The organism is Pseudomonas sp. D1HM, from assembly GCF_019266105.1.
Classification (GTDB): Bacteria; Pseudomonadota; Gammaproteobacteria; order Pseudomonadales; family Pseudomonadaceae; genus Aquipseudomonas; species Aquipseudomonas taetrolens.
On the sequence record NZ_LRMN01000001.1, the window covers coordinates 64,492 to 83,257 of the forward strand.

Below are 18,766 nucleotides of genomic sequence, written 5' to 3' on the forward strand. Positions count from 1 at the left end.
CCTTCAAGGCCGCACCGTCGGCCTATCCGGTTTCAAGGGGAGCAACACATGATCAAACGTAATTTGCTGGTGATGGGTCTCGCCGTTCTGTTGAGTGCCTGCGGCTTCCAGCTGCGCGGTACCGGTACCAATCAGCTGACGATCACAGAACTCGACGTCAGTGCACGCAATGCGTATGGCGACACTGTGCGTCAACTGCGTCAGGTACTGGAAAACAGCGGCGTAAAAGTGACCGCGAATGCACCTTACAAGCTGGTCCTGACCAACGAGAAGGACTCTCAGCGGGCCGCCAGCTATGCCGGCAACGGCGCTTCGGCCGAGTATGAACTGACCACCGTCCTGAGCTACCAGATCCAGGGTCAGAACCATCTGCCGCTGCTCAACGACAAGCTTGAAGTGCACAAGATCTACCTGCAAGACGGCAACAACATCACTGGCTCAGGCCAGGAAGCTGCCCTGGCTCGCAAAGAAATGCGCCGCGACCTTATCCAGCAAATGATCGCGCGCCTGGAGCAACTGACCCCGGCCCAGCTGGAGAAACTGCAACAGGTAGCCGATGCGAAGGCCCAGGCAGAAGCCGACGCCATCGAAGCCGCACGCAAGACTCAAGAGGAAACCCCTCAACAGTCGCCACTCGAACTGCAAGACCAGTAAGGCATACGGGGCGCTCAGGCGCCCCGTTATCTATCCAGCCCCTATGAAACTCGCCCCCGCCCAACTCGCCAAACACCTGCAAGGCAGCCTTTCGCCGGTCTACATCATCAGCGGCGATGACCCGTTGCTGTGCCAGGAAGCGGCAGACGCCATTCGCAGTACCGCTCGCCAACAAGGATTCGATGAACGTCAGGTCTTCAGCGCCGACGCCAGTTTTGACTGGGGTTCGTTGCTGCAAGCCGGCGCCAGCATGTCGCTGTTTGCTGAAAAACGCCTGCTCGAACTGCGCCTGCCTTCAGGCAAGCCCGGCGATAAAGGCGCCGCAGCCCTGATCGAATACTGCTCTCGCCCGGCCGAAGACACCTTGCTGCTGATCAGCCTGCCCAAGCTCGATGGTAGCGCACAGAAGACCAAGTGGGGCAAAGCCCTGATCGAAGGCCCACAGACCCAGTTTCTGCAGATCTGGCCCGTGGACGCCAACCAGCTGCCGCAATGGATCCGCCAGCGCTTGTCCCAGGCGGGTTTGTCTGCCAGCCAGGATGCCGTAGAACTGATTGCAGCACGGGTCGAAGGCAACCTGTTGGCAGCCGCCCAGGAAATCGAAAAGCTCAAGTTGATGGCCGAGGACGGCCAGATCACTGTCGAAACCGTGCAAGCGGCGGTTGCCGACAGTGCACGCTTTGACGTCTTCGGACTGGTCGATGCTGTGCTCAATGGCGAAGCCGCACACGCCTTGCGCATGCTCGATGGCCTGCGGGGCGAGGGTGTTGAACCGCCGGTCATCTTGTGGGCGTTGGCGCGTGAACTGCGGGTTCTGGCCAATATTGCGTTGCAATACAGCCAGGGTATCCCGCTGGACAAAGCCTTCAGCCAGGCACGACCGCCTGTCTGGGACAAACGCAAACCCTTGATGAGCAAAGCCCTGCAACGTTATTCAGCACAACGCTGGGCACAATTGCTGATGGATGCGCAACGCATCGATGCACAAATCAAAGGCCAGGCCGCAGGCTCGGCCTGGAGCAGCTTGAGCCGATTGACGCTGTTGATGTGTGGGCAACGGCTGAATCTGCCTGCGGAATAATCTTCTGCGCGACCGAATGCCGTCACCGCCGGGCCCTGCCAACTGGACAACGCAAAAAATCTGGCCGATGATTTGCGCGTGTTCAAACCACGCGAGAGCCAACGCCATGAGCAAGCGCCCCAACAAGGCCAAATCCATTATCAGCCAACCCCTGTTCCGCAGCCGCCAGGAACGACCCGCCAAGGGCAAGGGCAGCTACCGCCGCGAAGCCTTCCAGTCGAGAGACCGGGAGGCTTTTTACTTTCTGGCTGCCTGACAGCGAGGATGATAAGGTCTGCATCTGATTTGCATTACCTGGAATTGCGCATGCCCTTAAGTCATAAACGTGGTTGGCCGATGCGCCAACTGATTGCTGCCTCCAGCGTCATTCTTCTAGTCGCCTGTGCAGAGAAACCTACCGCAGCCGACGCACAGCCCCTGCCGGTGACGCCAGCCGCCCCGGCGGTGACCGCCAGTGCGCCAAACGTGGACGTCCCCGATATTAAGCCAGCTCAGACCTTCAGTGAGTGGCAAGCCGGTTTCCGCGAGCAGGCACTTAACGCCGGGATCAACCCGCTGGTGTTCGATAATGCCTTTATCGGCGTTACCCCGGACATGGGCGTGATCAAGGCCGATCGCAGCCAACCCGAGTTCAGCCGCCCGGTCTGGGAATACCTCGATGGCGCCCTGTCGCCTCTGCGTGTTCGCAATGGCCAGCGCTTGCTCACACAAAATGCCGAACTGCTGGACCGTATCGAACAGCGCTATGGCGTAGACCGCCAGGTGCTGGTGGCGGTATGGGGCATGGAAAGCAACTTCGGTACGTTCCAGGGCAACAAGTCAGTCATCCGTTCGCTGGCGACTCTGGCGTACGAAGGCCGGCGTCCTGAGTTTGCCCAGAGCCAACTGCTGGCCGCCCTGAAGATCATTCAGGAAGGCGACATTGCTCCGGGGAAAATGCTCGGCTCCTGGGCCGGTGCCATGGGCCAGACCCAGTTCATTCCGACCACCTATGAAACCCACGCGGTGGATTTTGACGGCGATGGCCGGCGGGATATCTGGAACAGCTCAGCCGATGCGCTGGCCTCGACAGCTCACTACCTGCAAAGCTCTGGCTGGAAACAAGGCCAGCCGTGGGGGTTTGAAGTCAAACTGCCCGGCGATTTTGACTACGCACTAGCCGACGGGGCCGTCCGCAAAAGCGTCAGTGAATGGCAGCAACTGGGCGTGACGCTACCTGCCGGCTCCACGGCACCCGCCGGCGCAGAGCAACTGACCGCGACCCTGCTGGTACCTGCCGGCTATCGTGGCCCGGCCTTCCTGGTGCTGGACAACTTCCGCGCCATTCTTCGTTACAACAACTCTTCGTCGTATGCCTTGGCCGTGGCCTTGCTGTCCGAACGCTTCAATGGCGGCGGCACCATTGTGGGCGAATGGCCCAAGGACGACCTGCCATTGAGCCGCTCCGAGCGGGTTGAACTCCAGACCCTGCTCAGCCAGCGCAATTACGATGCAGGCAATGCCGATGGCATTATCGGGGCCAATACCCGCAAAGCGATCCGCAGCGCACAACAAGCCCTGGGATGGCCTGCCGATGGCTACCCCAACCACAAATTGCTAGAGAGTTTGCGTAACCGATAGCCTTTGCAGGGTCGCAGCGATCTTCGCTCTTGAAGGTCCTGCGGCCCTTTTCGCAGCCTTCGCCAGCAGCTACAGAGTGCTCGTAGCTGTTGACGAAAATTGCATAGCGACGGCTACAGAGTGACAACGTCCTGTTCAAGCGTCAGTTGCTGCCTGTCAGCATCCAGCCGCACGCAGGCGCCCAGCGGCAGGGTCAGGTTCGGATCGCAATGACCGCTGCGCCAGCCTGCCAGTACCGGAATCCCCAGCGGCCCCAGTTCCTGCCTGAGCAACTGGACCAACGCTGACAGATCGACACCTGCAAAGTCCCCCACAAGCACCCCGCGCAACCGGTTCAATTTGCCTGCCAGACGCAAATGCGTCAGTAAGCGATCGACACGGTAAAGCGGCTCGTTCACGTCTTCGATAAACAGAATGGCGTCCTGATCGTCGAGCTCGAAGGGCGAACCGATCGTGGCGCAAATCAGCGACAGGTTGCCACCCAGCAAGCGACCGCTGGCGCAGCCCGGGGCAACGGTGATCAAGGGATATTCGTCGGGATGTGACAGTAGCCGTGGCTGCTGTCCGCTCAGCATGCGCAACAATGACGATTCCGTCGGTGATTGCTTGTTACCCAGCAGGTCAGCATTCAGCATAGGGCCGTGAAAGGTCACAAAGCCTGCGTAGCGGGTGATTGCCAAATGCAGCGCCGTGATATCGCTGTAACCGACAAAAGGCTTGGGATGGCGCCTGAGGAGCTCAAAATCGATGCTGTCGAGCAAGCGCGGGCTGCCATAACCGCCGCGCAGGCAAAAGATCGCGTCAATGCTGTCATCGGCAAAGGCTGCATGCAGATCGCCTGCACGTGCCGCATCGGAGCCTGCGAGGTAGCCATTTTTTTCCCACACCCCCGGAAATACCCGCAGCTGATAGCCGCGTGCGTGCATCCATTGAGTGGCTGAATCCAGATCAAGCTGGGCGGGACCTGCCGGGGCGATCAGACCGATCACCCCGCCAGCGGGCAGCGCGGGCACCGCGCTGTGAGCCTTGAAAGACACCTGCGCGGTGAGCCGGCTGTTCATGGGATCAGGCACCCATCAGGGTGGCTTTTACCAGTTTGGCTTGCTCGTCGGCGTGGTACGAAGAGCGTACCAGCGGGCCCGAAGCCACGTTTTTGAAGCCCATTTTGTAACCTTCCTCGGCGAACCAGGCGAAGGTGTCCGGGTGAACAAAGCGTTGTACCGGCAAGTGGCTGCGCGACGGTTGCAGGTACTGGCCAAGGGTCAGCATGTCAATGTCGTGCTCGCGCATGCGCTTCATCACTTCAATGACTTCTTCATCGGTTTCACCCAGACCCAGCATCAAGCCGGATTTGGTCGGGATATGCGGCATCATTTGCTTGAAGCGTTGCAGCAATGTCAGCGACCACTGGTAATCGGAACCCGGACGCGCAGCCTTGTACAGGCGCGGCACGGTTTCGAGGTTGTGGTTGAAAACGTCAGGCGGCTCGGCAGCGGTGATCTCCAGCGCAACGTCCATGCGACCGCGGTAGTCCGGAACCAGGGTTTCGAGTACGACACCCGGCGACAGCTTGCGGATTTCACGGATGCAGTCGGCAAAGTGCTGAGCACCGCCGTCACGCAGGTCATCACGGTCTACCGAAGTGATCACCACGTACTTGAGGCGCAGGTCGGCAATGGCGATGGCCAGGCTTTCTGGTTCGTTGACGTCCAGCGGCTTTGGTCGACCGTGACCGACGTCGCAAAACGGGCAACGACGGGTGCAGATATCACCCATGATCATGAACGTCGCAGTACCGCCCGAGAAGCACTCGCCCAGGTTCGGGCAGGACGCTTCTTCGCATACGCTGTGCAGCTTGTGCTTGCGCAGCAGTTGCTTGATGCGGTCGACTTCCGGAGAAACCGGGATACGCACGCGAATCCAGTCAGGCTTCTTCGGCAACTCGGTGGTCGGAATGATCTTTACCGGGATACGCGCAACCTTTTCGGCACCGCGCAATTTAACGCCGGTTTCCACCTTGGAACGGGCCTCGCTTGCGCGGGCTGCACGTTCTGAGATGTCCAGCGTAGGGATCAGCGTTTGAACAGCATCTTGCGCAGTAGTCATATCAATCGATTCCGCCCGTGAGGGTCGTCTGCTCAGCATAGTCGAGGTGTTTGACGAGCTGCGCACGCAGCCGGGCACCTACCTCGGCAAATTCAATCGGCCCTGCATGGTCACGCAACTGGGTCATCGCCAGCCCCGCATAGCCACAGGGGTTAATCCGTCGAAACGGTTCCAGGTCCATGTCCACATTCAGGGCCAGACCGTGGAAAGAACAACCATTGCGAATCCGCAGGCCCAGCGAGGCGATTTTGTCGCCGTCGACATAAACACCCGGTGCATCGGCCTTTGCCACCGCACTCACCCCATAACTGGCGAGGAGATCGATCAGGCAACGCTCCATCCGGCTGACCAGTTCCCGCACGCCAAAGCCAAGGCGGCGCACATCGAGCAACAGGTAAGCCACCAATTGGCCGGGGCCATGATAGGTCACCTGGCCGCCGCGATCCGACTTGACCACCGGGATATCGCCTGGCAGCAACAGATGCTCGGCCTTGCCGGCCTGGCCCTGGGTAAACACCGACGGGTGCTGCACCAGCCAGACTTCGTCCTGGGTGTGCGGGCCACGGTCGTCGGTAAAGCGTTTCATCGCCAGCCAGGTCGGCTCATAGGCAACCTGACCCAGCTCGCGAATCCCCAGGCTGCGGGACATCACAACACCATGTGGACGAAGCCGGTGGCTCGCAATTCGCTATTGATGTTGTACAACTGGTCCTGATCGGTCGCAACGATGTGCAACTGAATCGTGGTGTACTTGCCATTGGTGCTTTGACGCTCATCGACGCGGTCGTGATTGATCGTCGCGTGTTTCTTGACGATATCGATGATCCGGTCCTTGTTGCCCACGCCTGTGTCGCTGATGACCTTAACCGGGTAATCAACGTTGGGGAATTCGATCTTTGGCGCCTTTACTTCTGTATCGCTCATGGCGTATTGGCCTCGTAAGCCGGGAACTGCAGGGATAACCCCGCGCCGGATAGGCGCGGGATCAAACGGGGGAATGCAATCAGTTGAACAAGCCGTAGAAGAATAGACGGATGCTATCCCACACGCGTCGGAAAATACCACCTTCCTCAACAGGCTCAAGCGCGATCAAGTCTGCGCTGTGTACAACCTTGTCGTCGAGCTTGACTTCAACTTTGCCGATCACGTCGCCTTTGGCAATCGGGGCCATCAGCTGCGGATTCATGGTCATGCTGGCAGCCAGCTTTTTCAATTGGCCTTTTGGCAGGGTCATGGTCAGGTCATTGGCCAAACCGGCTTTAACCTGGTTGGTGGTGCCCTTCCAGACCGGAGCCTGAGCCAGCTCGGTGCCCTTCTGATAGAAGGTCTGGGTTTCGAAGAAACGGAAACCGTAAGTCAGCAGCTTTTGAGTTTCAGCAGCACGAGCCACTTCGCTGTTGGTACCGAATACCACGGCAATCAGACGCATGCCGTCACGCACGGCCGAAGACACCATGCAGTAGCCGGCTTCGTCGGTGTGGCCAGTCTTCAGGCCATCAACCGTCTTGTCGCGCCACAGCAGCAGGTTGCGGTTTGGCTGCTTGATGCCGTTCCAGAAGAACTCTTTCTGCGAGTAGATTGCGTAGTGAGTCGGGTCTTCATGGATGATGGCGCGGGCCAGCGTGGCCATGTCATGAGCCGACGAGTAATGCTCAGGGTTTGGCAGACCGGTCGGGTTCATGAAGTGGCTGTTGGTCATCCCCAACTCGCCAACCGTCTTGTTCATCATGTCGGCGAAGGCGTCTTCGCTACCGGCAATGTGCTCGGCCAGCGCTACGCTGGCATCGTTGCCCGATTGAATGATGATCCCGTGCAGCAGGTCGCTGACCGATACCTGAGTGCCGACCTTGATGAACATCCGCGAACCACCGGTGCGCCAGGCATTCTCGCTGACGGTTACCGGATCGCTTTCACCGATCTGGCCACGACGGATTTCCAGGGTCGCGATGTAGGCAGTCATCAGCTTGGTCAGGCTGGCAGGTGGCAGACGCTGGTCGCCATTGTTCTCAACCAGCACGTTACCGCTGCTGGCATCCATCAGAACGTAGGACTTGGCGGCCAGTTGCGGCGGCGACGGCATCATTTCTACCGCCCAGGCGGCAGGAGTGATGATCAGCGGGACAAGCAGGCACAGGCGTTTGGCAAAGGTGGTGATGTTCATCCGTCTCTCGAAATTGTTAATGAAAACTTACCCTCGCGGGCAAAACTGTTCTGACAGCCATGTGACTGGCTATCGCGTATTCAGTTGCGACCAGACCCGGACAGGGCGGAACCGACAACTGCGTTTGGGCCCCGACGAGTCAAGGCCCAACGCTTTAATCAGTGTTACTGATCAGACGTTACAACGCTCGGCTGACCCAGATTGGCCAGACGCACGCTGTTTTGCATTTGTTGCACTTCACCGGACGAGGCGATAGGTCCCAGACGCACACGGTGCAACGTCTGTTGATTGCGCACAACCGAGCTGATGAACACTGGAGCGCTGACCATGCCACTGAGCTTGGAGCGAAGCAACTCGGCGGCATCCGGGTTAACGAAAGCACCCACTTGCAAGTAAGTACCGGAAGCGTTCGCGGTTTGAACCGGGATCACATCGGCAGCGTGCTGTTGTGCAGGCGGGGTCCATTGTTCGACCTTGCCGGTGGACACGCTGGGGCCGGGTGCATTCTGAGCCATTTTCGGCTCATTCAACACCAATGGTGCAGGTCGGCCACGCTGGGCCCACCATTGCTGCGGATCAATCCCTTCCACCTTGACCCGCGCGGTGCCGGTTTCGGCATAGCCCAGCTTTTTGGCTGCGGCATAGGACAGGTCGATGATGCGATCCGAATAGAACGGGCCACGGTCATTGACCCGCAGGATCACGGTCTTGTGGTTATCCAGGTTGGTCACTTTGACGTAGCTGGGCAACGGCAGGGTCTTGTGTGCGGCACTCATGCCATACAGGTCATACACTTCGCCGTTGGCGGTGTTCTGGCCGTGGAACTTGGTGCCGTACCAGGAAGCAGTGCCGGAAGCGACGTAGTTCTTGGACTCTTGAATCGGGAAATAAGACTTGCCCAGTACCGTGTACGGGTTGGCCTTGTAAGGCCCCGTATGCAAGGTCGGCGTGGCGTCCGGGATGCGTGAAACATCCACGTCCCACCAAGGTGCGCCGTCCTTGTGCGCGCGGTTGATATCCAGGCCCGGTGTCGCACGAACGACAGCCGGCTTTTGCGGTGTCGCCGGCGGGGTGCTGGAACAACTCACCATCAACAGCGCGACAGAGGCGCAGGCGGCGAGCTTGAGAGGTGTGCGGATCGCTAGAAACGGCATTACTTGTTGCCCCGTGCTTGAACCAGCAGATCGGACAGTTGGTGTACTGCCATGGCGTACATCACGCTTCGGTTATAGCGCGTGATCGCATAATAGTTTTTCAGGCCCATCCAGTATTCAGGGCCGTTTTCGCCTTCAAGACGGAATGCCGTGACCGGCATGTCGTCACGAAGCGCATCATGACTTGACCAGCCCAGCGCTCGCAACTCTGCGACCGTTTTGACCGGTTCAATGCCCTGGGTCAAGCCTTCATCGACCTGCTCACCCTGCACGTCGGCACGAACCACCACCGGCTCGCCGGCCGTCCAGCCATGTTGCTTGAAGTAGTTGGCAGCGCTGCCAATGGCATCATCCGGATTGCTCCAGATATTGATGTGGCCATCGCCGTCGAAGTCCACCGCATAAGCCCGGAAACTGCTCGGCATGAACTGCGGCAAGCCCATAGCCCCGGCATAGGAGCCTTTAAGGGTCAGCGGGTCGACTTGTTCTTCACGGGTCAGCAACAGGAACTCACGCAGCTCCTTACGGAAAAATTCAGCCCTCGGCGGGTAATCAAAGCCCAGGGTCGACAGCGCGTCGATCACGCGGTAGTTGCCGGTGTTGCGGCCATAAAAGGTCTCGACGCCGATAATCGACACGATCACTTGTGCCGGAACCCCATACTCCTGCTCGGCACGGGCCAGCACCGCTTCATGTTCACGCCAGAAATCGACACCCCGCGCGACGCGGGCATCAGAAATGAAAATGGGTCGGTATTCCTTCCACTGCTTGACGCGTTCGGCTGGCCGCGAGATGGCGTCAAGGATGCTCTGCTTGCGCCCTGCTTCGCGAAAAACGTCCATCAGCTGCTCGCCGGCGAACCCGTAATCGCGGGTCATTTCACCAACGAACTCGGCCACCTGGGGCGAGCCTTCATAGTCGCCGGCCACCGCGCCCTGCGCTACCCCGAACAGCCCCAGAAGGCCTGCCCATGGCGCGTATCGAGCGGCCCAGCCACGCATTGCTTGCATTAAATTATTCACCTTAATCAAACTTGTGCAATCCATTTACGGTGTGTATGGATCGACATCAAAACCCCAAACGCTGACAGCAGCGTCACGAGCGAAGTTCCGCCGTAACTAATGAACGGCAATGGCACGCCCACCACCGGCAACAAGCCACTGACCATACCGATGTTGACGAAAACATAAACAAAAAACGTCATGGTCAGACTGCCTGCCAGCAATTTGCCGAACAACGTCTGCGCCTGGGCGGTAATCACCAGGCCGCGACCAATCAACAGCAGATAAATCAACAACAGGGCACAAATGCCCACCAGGCCGAACTCTTCACCCATCACCGCAATGATGAAGTCGGTGTGGCTCTCCGGCAAAAAGTCGAGATGGGACTGTGTTCCCAGCAACCAGCCTTTACCGAACACCCCGCCCGAACCAATGGCGGCCTTTGACTGAATAATGTTCCAGCCCGTGCCCAAAGGGTCGCTCTCAGGATCAAGGAAGGTCAGCACCCGTTGTTTTTGGTAGTCGTGCATCACGAAAAACCACATGGCAACCGCCACCGGCACCGTCGCGGCCAGCACGCTGATGATCCAGCGCCAGCGCAAACCGCCCATGAACAGGACAAAAGCTCCCCCCGCCAACACCAGCAACGCGGTACCCAGGTCAGGTTGACGCACGATCAAGGCAAAGGGCACGCCGATCAACATCAAACTGACCGCCACGTGTTTGAGCTGGGGCGGCAGTGTTCGCTTGGACAAGTACCAGGCGATGGTCGCCGGCATCAGGATCTTCATGAACTCTGAAGGCTGGAAGCGAATGACACCCGGAATGTTGATCCAGCGTGTGGCACCCATGGCGTTGTGGCCCATGACATCCACCACCACCAGCAGCAGGACGCCGCATATATAGCCAATCGGCACCCAACGCGCCATAAAGCGTGGTTCGAGCTGGGCGATGATGAACATCGACACCAGCCCGAGCCCGAACGAAGTTGCCTGTTTGCTCAGCAAATCCCAGCTCTTGCCACTGGCCGAATACAGCACAAACAGACTGCCGGCCGCGAGAATCAGCAGCAAAATCAGCAGCGGACCATCGATGTGCAAACGCTGAAGCAACGTGGCACGCCGGCGCATCACATCCTCGCTGGAGAGGATGCGGTCAAAATTACTCATCACTGGCCGTAACCTCCGCCTTTGAAGGGCTGGCGTACTCAGACTTGAGCTTGCCGTCTGCATCCAGAAGCCAGGCATCCATGACCTTGCGCACCACTGGCGAAGCGACACGGCTACCCGCCTCGCCGTTTTCAATCATGACCGACACCGCAATTTGCGGATTATTGGCCGGTGCAAAACCGACGAACAGGGCGTGGTCGCGGTGGCGCTCCTGGACCTTGGAGCGGTCATATTTTTCGCCCTGCTTGATCGCGACGACCTGTGCCGTACCGCTTTTGCCGGCAATCATGTATTGCGCGCCGACACCGGCTACCCGCGCCGTTCCGCGCGCCCCGTGCACCACCTGCTGCATGCCGTGGCTCACACGGGCCCAGTTGGACGGGTCGCGCAGCACAATATCGGGCATCGGGTTGGGGTCGACCGGCGGCTCGCCTTCAATGGTTTTGGCCAGGTGCGGGCGGATCCACTTGCCTTTGCTGGCAATCAGCGCCGTGGCTTGAGCCAGCTGCAAAGGCGTGGACTGCATGTAACCCTGGCCGATCCCCAGAATCAGCGTTTCGCCCGGGAACCAGGCCTGACGCCGGGTGGCACGTTTCCATTCGCGGGACGGCATGAGCCCGGCCGATTCTTCGAACATGTCCAGCGAGACTTTTTGCCCGATACCGAACTGGTTCATGTAGGTCGACAGGCGATCAATCCCCAGCTTGTGTGCCAGGTCATAAAAATAGGTGTCGTTGGAACGCATGATCGCGGTGTCCATATCGACGTAGCCATCACCGGAACGGTTCCAGTTACGATATTTATGATCGTAATTGGGTAGCTGGTAATAGCCGGGGTCATAGACCCGGGAAGAAGGCGTGATCACGCCGCTGTCCAGCCCTGCAATGGCCACCGCAGGCTTGATGGTCGAACCTGGCGGATACTGGCCACGCAAGATGCGGTTAAACAACGGACGATCAATCGAATCGCGCAGCTCGGCATACGCCTTGAAGCTGATGCCGGTCACAAACAGGTTAGGGTCGAAACTGGGCTGGCTGACCATGGCCAGCACTTCACCCGTCATCGGGTTGAGTGCAACCACCGCACCCCGACGCCCGGCAAGCGCCTCTTCGGCCGCCTCCTGCAACTTGATGTCGAGGCTCAGCACAATGTCCTTGCCTGGAATCGGATCCGTGCGCTTAAGCACGCGCAAGACCCGTCCCCGGGCATTGGTTTCGACTTCTTCGTAACCCACCTGGCCATGCAGCTCGGCCTCGTAGAAGCGCTCAATGCCGGTTTTACCGATGTGATGAGTACCGCTGTAGTTGACCGGATCGAGCGTCTTGAGCTCTTTCTCGTTGATCCGCCCCACATACCCCACCGAGTGCGCAAAGTGTGCACCTTGCGGGTAATGGCGCACCAACTGCGCAACCACCTCGACCCCGGGCAGGCGGAACTGGTTCACGGCAATCCGGGCAATCTGCTCTTCGCTCAGCTCAAACAGGATGGGCACCGGCTCGAAAGGCCGTCGCCCCTGCTTCATGCGTTTTTCGAACAGGGCGCGGTCTTCCGGTGTGAGCTGCAGCACCTCGACAATGACATCCAGGGCTTGCCGCCAATCGCCGGAACGCTCGCGCGTCATGCTCAGGCTGAAACTGGGACGGTTGTCAGCGATCACCACGCCATTGCGGTCAAAAATCAGGCCGCGGGTCGGTGGAATCGGCTGCACATGCACCCGGTTGTTTTCAGATAACGTCGAGTGGTAGTCGTATTGCACCACTTGCAGAAAATACAGACGTGCGAGCAAGACGCAAATCAGTGCCACCACCACAATTGCACCGACCACGACCCGGCCGCGCACAAGGCGAGCGTCTTTCTCGTGGTCTTTCAGGCGAATCGGCTGAGACATTCAGGACGCTGACTATTTGTGATAAGGGTGCCCGGACAACACCGTCCAGGCGCGATACAACTGCTCACCGATCAGAATCCTTACCAACGGGTGTGGCAACGTCAACGGCGACAACGACCAACGCTGGTCAGCGCGGGCACAGACTTCCGGCGCCAGCCCTTCCGGGCCGCCGACCATGAAATTCACAGTGCGCGAGTCCAGACGCCAGCGGTCAAGCTCGACCGCCAGCTGTTCAGTACTCCAGGGCTTGCCGTGGACCTCAAGCGTAACAATCCGCTCCCCCGGGCCGACCTTGGCCAGCATGGCTTCGCCTTCCTGACGGATGAAACGAGCCACGTCGGCATTCTTGCCACGGGTATTGAGCGGTATTTCCACCAGTTCAAGAGCCAGCTCGGATGGCAGACGCTTGGCATATTCATGCCAGCCTTCTTCCACCCACTTGGGCATACGCGAACCGACAGCGATCAAACGCAGGCGCACAGCGAACCCTTATTCCTGGTCTTTGTTGAGCTTGAGGAAATGCTCGTGGGTGTTTTCAGGGCTGTGGTGAGCAGCGCTGCCGGCACGGCTCTGTTCAGCACCGGCCCACAGACGTTCCAGGTCATAGAACTGACGGGCGCTGGCAGTCATCATGTGAACGATCACGTCGTCCATGTCCAGCAGTACCCAGTCGCTGTCGCCCTTGCCTTCTTCGCCCAAAGGCTTGACGCCCAAGAGTTTGACCGCTTCGCGAACCTTGTCCAGCATCGCGCCGATCTGGCGGTTGGAGGTACCGGTAGCGATGATCATGAAGTCCGTGATGCTTTGCTTGTCGCGAACATCGATAACCTGAATGTCCTGGCCTTTCACGTCTTCCAGGGCTGTTACGGCTACCTTGACCAGCTCTTCGCCTTTGAGCGGCTCACCGCTGAAAACGGCTTTCGGCAGTGGAGCACTTTTGGCTGTGCCTTTGCGCTTTACTTTGTTTACGTCGTTGTTCGTCATATAAAAACTCGTTTTGCTCATGTTTTCGGGTGTTTCAATACACGTTCAATCGTGCCTTGAAACACGCCTTTTCAGTTCGACGCACGGTAAAGTCCGTGCGCATCGATGTAGGCCAGGACCGCGTCGGGCACCAGGTAACGTACCGACTTACCGCTGGCCAGCAGTTGACGGATCTGGGTGGCGGATACCGCGAGCGGTGTCTGCCAAACGAATGCAATCTGTCCGCTCGACCCTTTCAGGGCCAGCGGGTCGCTTACCGAGCGCGCTGCCAGCAGGTTGCGCAAGGCATCCGGCGGTTCGCTGTCGGCATCCGGGCGCTGTAGCACCAGGATATGGCAATGCTGGAGCAACTCTTCCCAGCGGTGCCAGGTGGGCAGGCCGCAAAATGCGTCCCAGCCCAACAGTAAAAACAACTGGTCATCAGCGGCCAGCTCGGCCCGCATCAACTCCAGGGTATCAATGGTGTAGGACGGTTTGTCCCGCTGCAGCTCCCGGGGGTCTACCACCAGCGTAGCCACTCCGGCGACCGCGCACTCAACCATCGCCAGACGGTCGAGCGCCGAGACCTGCGGTGAGTCACGATGAGGCGGCCTGGCGTTCGGCGTCAGACGCAGCTCATCGAGCACCATCATTTCAGCGACTTCCAGAGCACCGCGCAAATGCCCGATGTGCACCGGATCGAAGGTCCCTCCCAGCACGCCGATGCGCCGGGGCAACTCGTCGATGTGCGCTGCCATGCCTGGCGGGCTAAGGTCGATCAAGTCAGACCGACTCCTGGCCACGCAACTGGCCGTCACCGACCACAATGTACTTCTCGCAGGTCAGACCTTCGAGACCGACCGGGCCGCGGGCGTGCAGCTTATCAGTAGAAATGCCAATCTCCGCACCCAATCCGTATTCAAATCCATCCGCGAAGCAGGTCGGGGTGTTGAGCATCACCGAACTGGAGTCCACTTCGGCCATGAAACGCCGGGCATCACCCTGATGCTCAGTGACGATCGAGTCGGTGTGGTGGGAGCCATAGTGATTGATGTGCTCAATCGCCTGGTCCAGCCCGTCGACAATGCGAATCGACAAAATCGCATCCAGATACTCGGTGTTCCAGTCTTCTTCGTTCGCCGGCACCACATCAATCAGTGCCTGTGTGCGTTCGCAACCGCGCAGCTCGACGCCCTTGGCGCGAAACTGCTCTGCCATCGCCGGCAGGAATTGCGCGGCTACGGCCTGATCCACCAACAGGGTTTCCATTGCCCCGCAAATACCGTAGCGGTAAGTCTTGGCGTTGAAAGCGATGCGCTGAGCCTTGGCCAGATCGGCCTGGGCACTGACGTACACATGGCAAATGCCATCCAGATGCTTGATGACCGGCACCCGCGCATCACGGCTGACGCGTTCGATCAGGCCCTTGCCACCGCGAGGCACGATCACGTCCACATACTCGGGCATGGTGATCAGCGCCCCCACGGCCGCACGGTCGGTGACTTCAACCACTTGCACCACCGCCGCAGGCAGCCCGGCCTCAGCCAGACCTTGCTGGATACAGGCCGCGATGGCCCGATTGGAGTGGATGGCCTCCGAGCCGCCGCGCAAAATCGTGGCGTTACCCGACTTCAGGCACAGGCTTGCAGCATCGATGGTCACGTTGGGACGCGACTCATAGATAATCCCCACCACGCCCAGCGGCACACGCATCTTGCCTACCTGAATCCCGGAAGGCCGGTAGCTCATGTCGCGAATAGCCCCAACGGGATCGGGCAGGCTGGCCACCTGACGCAAGCCGACAATCATGCTGTCGATGCGTGCGGGGGTCAGCGTCAGGCGCTCCAGCATGGCCGGCTCAAGGCCGTTGGCCCGGCCAGCGGCCAGGTCCTGCTCGTTGGCGGCAGTCAGCTGCGGTCGAGCAGCATCCAGTGCAGCAGCAGCCCCGTGCAAGGCACGGTTTTTCTGCGCCGTACTGGCACGGCCAATTACACGGGAAGCTTCGCGAGCAGCGCGACCCAGGCGGGTCATGTAGTCAAGAACGGACTCAGTCATGGTCTCAATGGTCTTGGCAGGGAGGAAAGCGGCCGATTATAGCTGTCGCGCCGCCTCACGCACAGCGGTGGCAGGCGGATGGTCGAAATGGATTGCAAATACAGCGTGTTCAGCCCCAATTAAGCACGTCTTGCTATGATCAGCACCTTTTTAGCCCTCCACTGACCGCTCTGAAAATGCCGACAACGCTGCCTGATACCTTTTTCGACCGTGATGCCCAGCTGCTTGCCCGCGAACTGCTGGGCAAAGTCATCCGCCATCGGGTCGACGGACTGTGGCTGAGTGCACGCATTATCGAAACCGAAGCTTATTACTGCATCGACAAGGGCAGCCATGCCTCGCTCGGCTACACCGAAAAGCGCAAAGCGCTGTTTCTCGATGGCGGGCACATTTATATGTATTACGCGCGCGGCGGTGATTCGCTGAACTTCAGCGCCCACGGCCCGGGCAACGCGGTACTGATCAAATCGGCGTATCCGTGGGTTGACGAACTCTCCGGGCCGGACAGCCTGGCCCGCATGCAACTCAACAATCCGGACACTCAGGGCCGTCCCCGGCCACTGAACACCCTTTGCGCCGGCCAAACCCTGCTGTGCAGGGCACTGGGCCTGAAGGTCCGCGAATGGGATGCAAAACGTTTCAACCCGGAACGTTTATGTGTCAATGACGTCGGAGAACGACCGTCACGGATTATTCAAACCACCCGTTTGGGGATCCCCCACGGGCGGGATGAACATTTAATGTACCGCTTCGTCGATGCCGACTACACCGCCCATTGCACACGCAACCCGCTGCGCCGTGGACAAGTCGAAGGCCGGGACTATGTATCGCTTGAAACCGCCTCGCTGTAACCACGAGCCTGTCTCGTGACACAGAGAATGGCCTGAAAAATACAGTGCTGCCGTCGCCAGACAAATTCGAGGCCTGGGCGACGCTCACTCGACAATCAAACAGGAAATCTAAACATGGGGCCATGGCTCGATAGCGTAACAGGCTGGTTAACCGCTAACCCGCAATGGCTGGGGCTTGCGGTATTTATTGTGGCATGTGTGGAGTGCCTGGCGATTGCCGGGATTATCGTTCCCGGCACAGTGCTGTTATTTGCCATTGCCGTCATGGCCGGCAGTGGCGCGCTGAGCCTGGGCGAAACCTTGTTACTGGGCTTTTTGGGCGGCCTGCTGGGAGATGGCGTGTCTTACCTGCTGGGCAGACGCTTCCATCAGAACATCCGGCGCCTGCCACTGCTGCGCTCGCATCCCGAGTGGATGAACGGCGCCGAAAGTTATTTCCATCGCTACGGGATTGTCAGCCTGCTGGTCGGGCGTTTTATCGGCCCATTGCGACCGATGCTGCCAATGGTTGCCGGCATGTGCGACATGCCGCTGCCACGCTTTATCGGCGTCAGCCTGCTGGCCGGGGCCGGCTGGGCGGTGGCGTATCTCCTGCCCGGCTGGGCAACCGGGGCGGCGTTGCGTTTGCCGCTGCCTGAAGGATTCTGGCCGCAAGCAGCGATTGTCGCTGCTGGCCTCGCCGCGCTGCTGGGCCTGAGCATCAATGCCAGCCTGCGGCGTCAGCCCCGGGCCACGCTGCTGATTGGTGCCTTGAGCCTTGCACTGCTGCTGGCCGTGTTTATCGGCTACCCGTATATGAATGCGTTCGATCAGGGGATCAATGCACTGATTCAGGAGCATCGCAGCAGCGCAGTCGACATGGGCGCAGTGCTGGTGACGGTCATCGGCAATTTCCGCACCCAGTTTTTTGCCGCGACGCTAATTTGTGTGCTGTTGTTTGTCGCCCGGCAATGGCGCGGGATGATCTTCTTCGGCGGCGTCACGCTGTTTACTGCCCTGATCAACACCGCCACAAAATACTTTTTCGCACGGGGAAGGCCTGACGTGCTCCTCGAACCGCTGACCACTTACAGCATGCCCAGCGGGCATAGCTCCGGGGCATTTGCGTGTTTTGTGGCGCTGGCAATCATGGCGGGACGCGAACAACCGCAGCGCATGCGGGTCACCTGGGTGCTGCTGGGAAGCCTGCTGGCAATCACCGTCGCGATGTCGCGGGTGTACCTCGGCGTCCATTGGCCCACAGATATCATGGCCGGGGCCCTGCTCGCCATTAGCGTCAATGCCTTTGCCCTGGCGCTGAGCCAGCGCTATATGCCGATGCCGGCATTGCCACAGAGGGTCTGGTGGTTGATTTTGCCCGCCGCTGCCGCGCTGTATGGCTTCTTTGTGCTTGTCCACCTGTCAGGCGAGCTCTTGCGTTATACCTATTGAGCACCAACGGTCACGGGCGATGCCTTCAGTTGAGCAGTTCACCCTGAAGCTCGCCCTGCATCTCATCGAGCAACACCTGGATCCCGTCCAGGCGCTGTTGCGGGTCATCAACCTGCAGCAATTCGATTTTGTCTTCTTCGGCAAAGGGCAATAAATAAGCCAGCCGGTTGGCCAGTAACTGCTGACCCGCGACCTCGACGTTCATGTTCAACGCCGCGACCATTGGGTGCTCGGCCAACGCCTTGAGCAAGGCCAACAGGTCCTGGTCTTCTTCCTGCAAGGGCTGTTCGGGCAATTCATCCAGCCACTCGACCTGTGCAACCAGCAACTGGTCGCGTTGCAACTCGGTGCTTAGCACCTCGAAACGACGCCCGCCTTCAACCCGGATTCCCAGCAAGCCGTTATCCTGCTTTTGAAAATCGCGAATCAGCGCTTCACAGCCGACCCGGGCGACATCCTTCGGCGCGTTCCCTACTTCGCCCCCCTCAAGGATGCACACCACACCAAAGCCCGTCCCTTGCTTCATGCAACGGGCAATCATGTCCAGATAGCGCGCTTCAAACAGCTGCAAATCCAGCACGCACCCCGGGAACAACACCGTATTCAAAGGAAAAAGCGGCAATATCATACAT

20 protein-coding genes are annotated in these 18,766 nt (G+C 59.3%); 6 read left to right on the plus strand and 14 right to left on the minus strand.

What is annotated here, in order from left to right:
- Positions 1-48: 48 nt before the first annotated feature.
- From lptE to AWM69_RS00270, 4 genes are all read left to right on the plus strand, one after another.
- Positions 49-654 carry an LPS assembly lipoprotein LptE gene (lptE, locus tag AWM69_RS00255; protein WP_218725526.1) on the plus strand — a complete coding sequence of 202 codons (606 nt, stop codon included), beginning with the start codon at positions 49-51 and terminating at the stop codon, positions 652-654.
- A gap of 43 nt (positions 655-697) precedes the next feature.
- Positions 698-1,735, plus strand: a complete 1,038-nt coding sequence (holA, locus tag AWM69_RS00260) for a DNA polymerase III subunit delta (RefSeq protein ID WP_131652090.1) — start codon at positions 698-700, stop codon at positions 1,733-1,735.
- A 106-nt stretch (positions 1,736-1,841) separates the two neighbouring features.
- Positions 1,842-1,991: an alternative ribosome rescue factor ArfA gene (gene arfA, locus AWM69_RS00265; protein WP_048378352.1), complete on the plus strand. Its 150-nt coding sequence runs from the start codon at positions 1,842-1,844 to the stop codon at positions 1,989-1,991.
- Positions 1,992-2,041: 50 nt separating this feature from the next.
- A complete protein-coding gene (locus tag AWM69_RS00270; RefSeq protein ID WP_218725527.1) occupies positions 2,042-3,355 on the plus strand; it encodes a lytic murein transglycosylase in 1,314 nt (437 codons plus the stop codon).
- A 113-nt stretch (positions 3,356-3,468) separates the two neighbouring features.
- Here the strand turns inward: AWM69_RS00270 and AWM69_RS00275 are convergent, their stop codons facing one another.
- The 13 genes from AWM69_RS00275 to AWM69_RS00335 form a co-directional block, all read right to left on the minus strand.
- A complete protein-coding gene (locus AWM69_RS00275; RefSeq protein WP_131652088.1) occupies positions 3,469-4,416 on the minus strand; it encodes an LD-carboxypeptidase in 948 nt (315 codons plus the stop codon).
- 4 nt (positions 4,417-4,420) lie between these two features.
- Positions 4,421-5,461 (minus strand): lipoyl synthase, encoded by a 1,041-nt coding sequence (lipA, locus tag AWM69_RS00280; protein ID WP_048378355.1) that lies wholly within the window; start codon positions 5,459-5,461, stop codon positions 4,421-4,423.
- 1 nt (position 5,462) lies between these two features.
- Positions 5,463-6,110 (minus strand): lipoyl(octanoyl) transferase LipB, encoded by a 648-nt coding sequence (lipB, locus tag AWM69_RS00285; protein WP_131652087.1) that lies wholly within the window; start codon positions 6,108-6,110, stop codon positions 5,463-5,465.
- Positions 6,110-6,385 (minus strand): DUF493 domain-containing protein, encoded by a 276-nt coding sequence (locus AWM69_RS00290; protein ID WP_048378357.1) that lies wholly within the window; start codon positions 6,383-6,385, stop codon positions 6,110-6,112. The genes lipB and AWM69_RS00290 overlap by 1 nt, the downstream gene beginning before the upstream one ends.
- 79 nt (positions 6,386-6,464) lie before the next feature.
- Complete coding sequence (locus AWM69_RS00295; protein ID WP_131652086.1) at positions 6,465-7,622, minus strand: D-alanyl-D-alanine carboxypeptidase family protein; 1,158 nt, start codon at positions 7,620-7,622, stop codon at positions 6,465-6,467.
- A 164-nt stretch (positions 7,623-7,786) separates the two neighbouring features.
- Positions 7,787-8,776, minus strand: coding sequence for a septal ring lytic transglycosylase RlpA family protein (locus AWM69_RS00300; RefSeq protein WP_218725528.1), 990 nt, complete (start codon positions 8,774-8,776; stop codon positions 7,787-7,789).
- A complete protein-coding gene (gene mltB / locus AWM69_RS00305) occupies positions 8,776-9,786 on the minus strand; it encodes a lytic murein transglycosylase B (RefSeq protein WP_131652085.1) in 1,011 nt (336 codons plus the stop codon). The genes AWM69_RS00300 and mltB overlap by 1 nt, the downstream gene beginning before the upstream one ends.
- Positions 9,787-9,803: 17 nt before the next feature.
- Positions 9,804-10,907: a rod shape-determining protein RodA gene (gene rodA, locus AWM69_RS00310; protein ID WP_218725569.1), complete on the minus strand. Its 1,104-nt coding sequence runs from the start codon at positions 10,905-10,907 to the stop codon at positions 9,804-9,806.
- A 31-nt stretch (positions 10,908-10,938) separates the two neighbouring features.
- A complete protein-coding gene (gene mrdA / locus AWM69_RS00315; RefSeq protein ID WP_048378361.1) occupies positions 10,939-12,834 on the minus strand; it encodes a penicillin-binding protein 2 in 1,896 nt (631 codons plus the stop codon).
- A gap of 12 nt (positions 12,835-12,846) precedes the next feature.
- Positions 12,847-13,314, minus strand: a complete 468-nt coding sequence (gene rlmH, locus AWM69_RS00320) for a 23S rRNA (pseudouridine(1915)-N(3))-methyltransferase RlmH (protein ID WP_003444191.1) — start codon at positions 13,312-13,314, stop codon at positions 12,847-12,849.
- Positions 13,315-13,323: 9 nt separating this feature from the next.
- Positions 13,324-13,818, minus strand: a complete 495-nt coding sequence (gene rsfS / locus AWM69_RS00325; protein ID WP_048378466.1) for a ribosome silencing factor — start codon at positions 13,816-13,818, stop codon at positions 13,324-13,326.
- 71 nt (positions 13,819-13,889) lie between these two features.
- On the minus strand, positions 13,890-14,534 hold the full coding sequence (gene nadD / locus AWM69_RS00330) for a nicotinate-nucleotide adenylyltransferase (RefSeq protein ID WP_162199346.1): 645 nt from the start codon (positions 14,532-14,534) through the stop codon (positions 13,890-13,892).
- 46 nt (positions 14,535-14,580) lie between these two features.
- On the minus strand, positions 14,581-15,852 hold the full coding sequence (locus AWM69_RS00335) for a glutamate-5-semialdehyde dehydrogenase (RefSeq protein ID WP_131652083.1): 1,272 nt from the start codon (positions 15,850-15,852) through the stop codon (positions 14,581-14,583).
- 176 nt (positions 15,853-16,028) lie between these two features.
- Between AWM69_RS00335 and AWM69_RS00340 the strand changes: the two genes are divergently transcribed.
- Positions 16,029-16,703, plus strand: coding sequence for a DNA-3-methyladenine glycosylase (locus AWM69_RS00340; RefSeq protein ID WP_131652082.1), 675 nt, complete (start codon positions 16,029-16,031; stop codon positions 16,701-16,703).
- A 114-nt stretch (positions 16,704-16,817) separates the two neighbouring features.
- Positions 16,818-18,134: a bifunctional DedA family/phosphatase PAP2 family protein gene (locus AWM69_RS00345; RefSeq protein ID WP_131652081.1), complete on the plus strand. Its 1,317-nt coding sequence runs from the start codon at positions 16,818-16,820 to the stop codon at positions 18,132-18,134.
- Positions 18,135-18,159: 25 nt separating this feature from the next.
- Here the strand turns inward: AWM69_RS00345 and AWM69_RS00350 are convergent, their stop codons facing one another.
- Positions 18,160-18,762 carry an LON peptidase substrate-binding domain-containing protein gene (locus AWM69_RS00350; protein WP_131652080.1) on the minus strand — a complete coding sequence of 201 codons (603 nt, stop codon included), beginning with the start codon at positions 18,760-18,762 and terminating at the stop codon, positions 18,160-18,162.
- Positions 18,763-18,766 lie beyond the last annotated feature (4 nt).

Bases quoted from the DNA above. Each gene is read 5' to 3' on its own strand.
- mrdA (WP_048378361.1), bottom strand. From the start codon at position 12,834: ATGTCTCAGCCGATTCGCCTGAAAGACCACGAGAAAGACGCTCGCCTT.
- lipB (WP_131652087.1), bottom strand. From the start codon at position 6,110: ATGTCCCGCAGCCTGGGGATTCGCGAGCTGGGTCAGGTTGCCTATGAG.
- lptE (WP_218725526.1), top strand. From the start codon at position 49: ATGATCAAACGTAATTTGCTGGTGATGGGTCTCGCCGTTCTGTTGAGT.
- arfA (WP_048378352.1), top strand. From the start codon at position 1,842: ATGAGCAAGCGCCCCAACAAGGCCAAATCCATTATCAGCCAACCCCTG.
- AWM69_RS00295 (WP_131652086.1), bottom strand. From the start codon at position 7,622: ATGAACATCACCACCTTTGCCAAACGCCTGTGCCTGCTTGTCCCGCTG.
- AWM69_RS00300 (WP_218725528.1), bottom strand. From the start codon at position 8,776: ATGCCGTTTCTAGCGATCCGCACACCTCTCAAGCTCGCCGCCTGCGCC.
- AWM69_RS00270 (WP_218725527.1), top strand. From the start codon at position 2,042: ATGCCCTTAAGTCATAAACGTGGTTGGCCGATGCGCCAACTGATTGCT.
- AWM69_RS00335 (WP_131652083.1), bottom strand. From the start codon at position 15,852: ATGACTGAGTCCGTTCTTGACTACATGACCCGCCTGGGTCGCGCTGCT.
- rodA (WP_218725569.1), bottom strand. From the start codon at position 10,907: ATGCGCCGGCGTGCCACGTTGCTTCAGCGTTTGCACATCGATGGTCCG.
- AWM69_RS00340 (WP_131652082.1), top strand. From the start codon at position 16,029: ATGCCGACAACGCTGCCTGATACCTTTTTCGACCGTGATGCCCAGCTG.
- AWM69_RS00275 (WP_131652088.1), bottom strand. From the start codon at position 4,416: ATGAACAGCCGGCTCACCGCGCAGGTGTCTTTCAAGGCTCACAGCGCG.
- holA (WP_131652090.1), top strand. From the start codon at position 698: ATGAAACTCGCCCCCGCCCAACTCGCCAAACACCTGCAAGGCAGCCTT.
- mltB (WP_131652085.1), bottom strand. From the start codon at position 9,786: ATGCAAGCAATGCGTGGCTGGGCCGCTCGATACGCGCCATGGGCAGGC.
- AWM69_RS00350 (WP_131652080.1), bottom strand. From the start codon at position 18,762: ATGATATTGCCGCTTTTTCCTTTGAATACGGTGTTGTTCCCGGGGTGC.
- AWM69_RS00290 (WP_048378357.1), bottom strand. From the start codon at position 6,385: ATGAGCGATACAGAAGTAAAGGCGCCAAAGATCGAATTCCCCAACGTT.
- lipA (WP_048378355.1), bottom strand. From the start codon at position 5,461: ATGACTACTGCGCAAGATGCTGTTCAAACGCTGATCCCTACGCTGGAC.
- AWM69_RS00345 (WP_131652081.1), top strand. From the start codon at position 16,818: ATGGGGCCATGGCTCGATAGCGTAACAGGCTGGTTAACCGCTAACCCG.
- rsfS (WP_048378466.1), bottom strand. From the start codon at position 13,818: ATGACGAACAACGACGTAAACAAAGTAAAGCGCAAAGGCACAGCCAAA.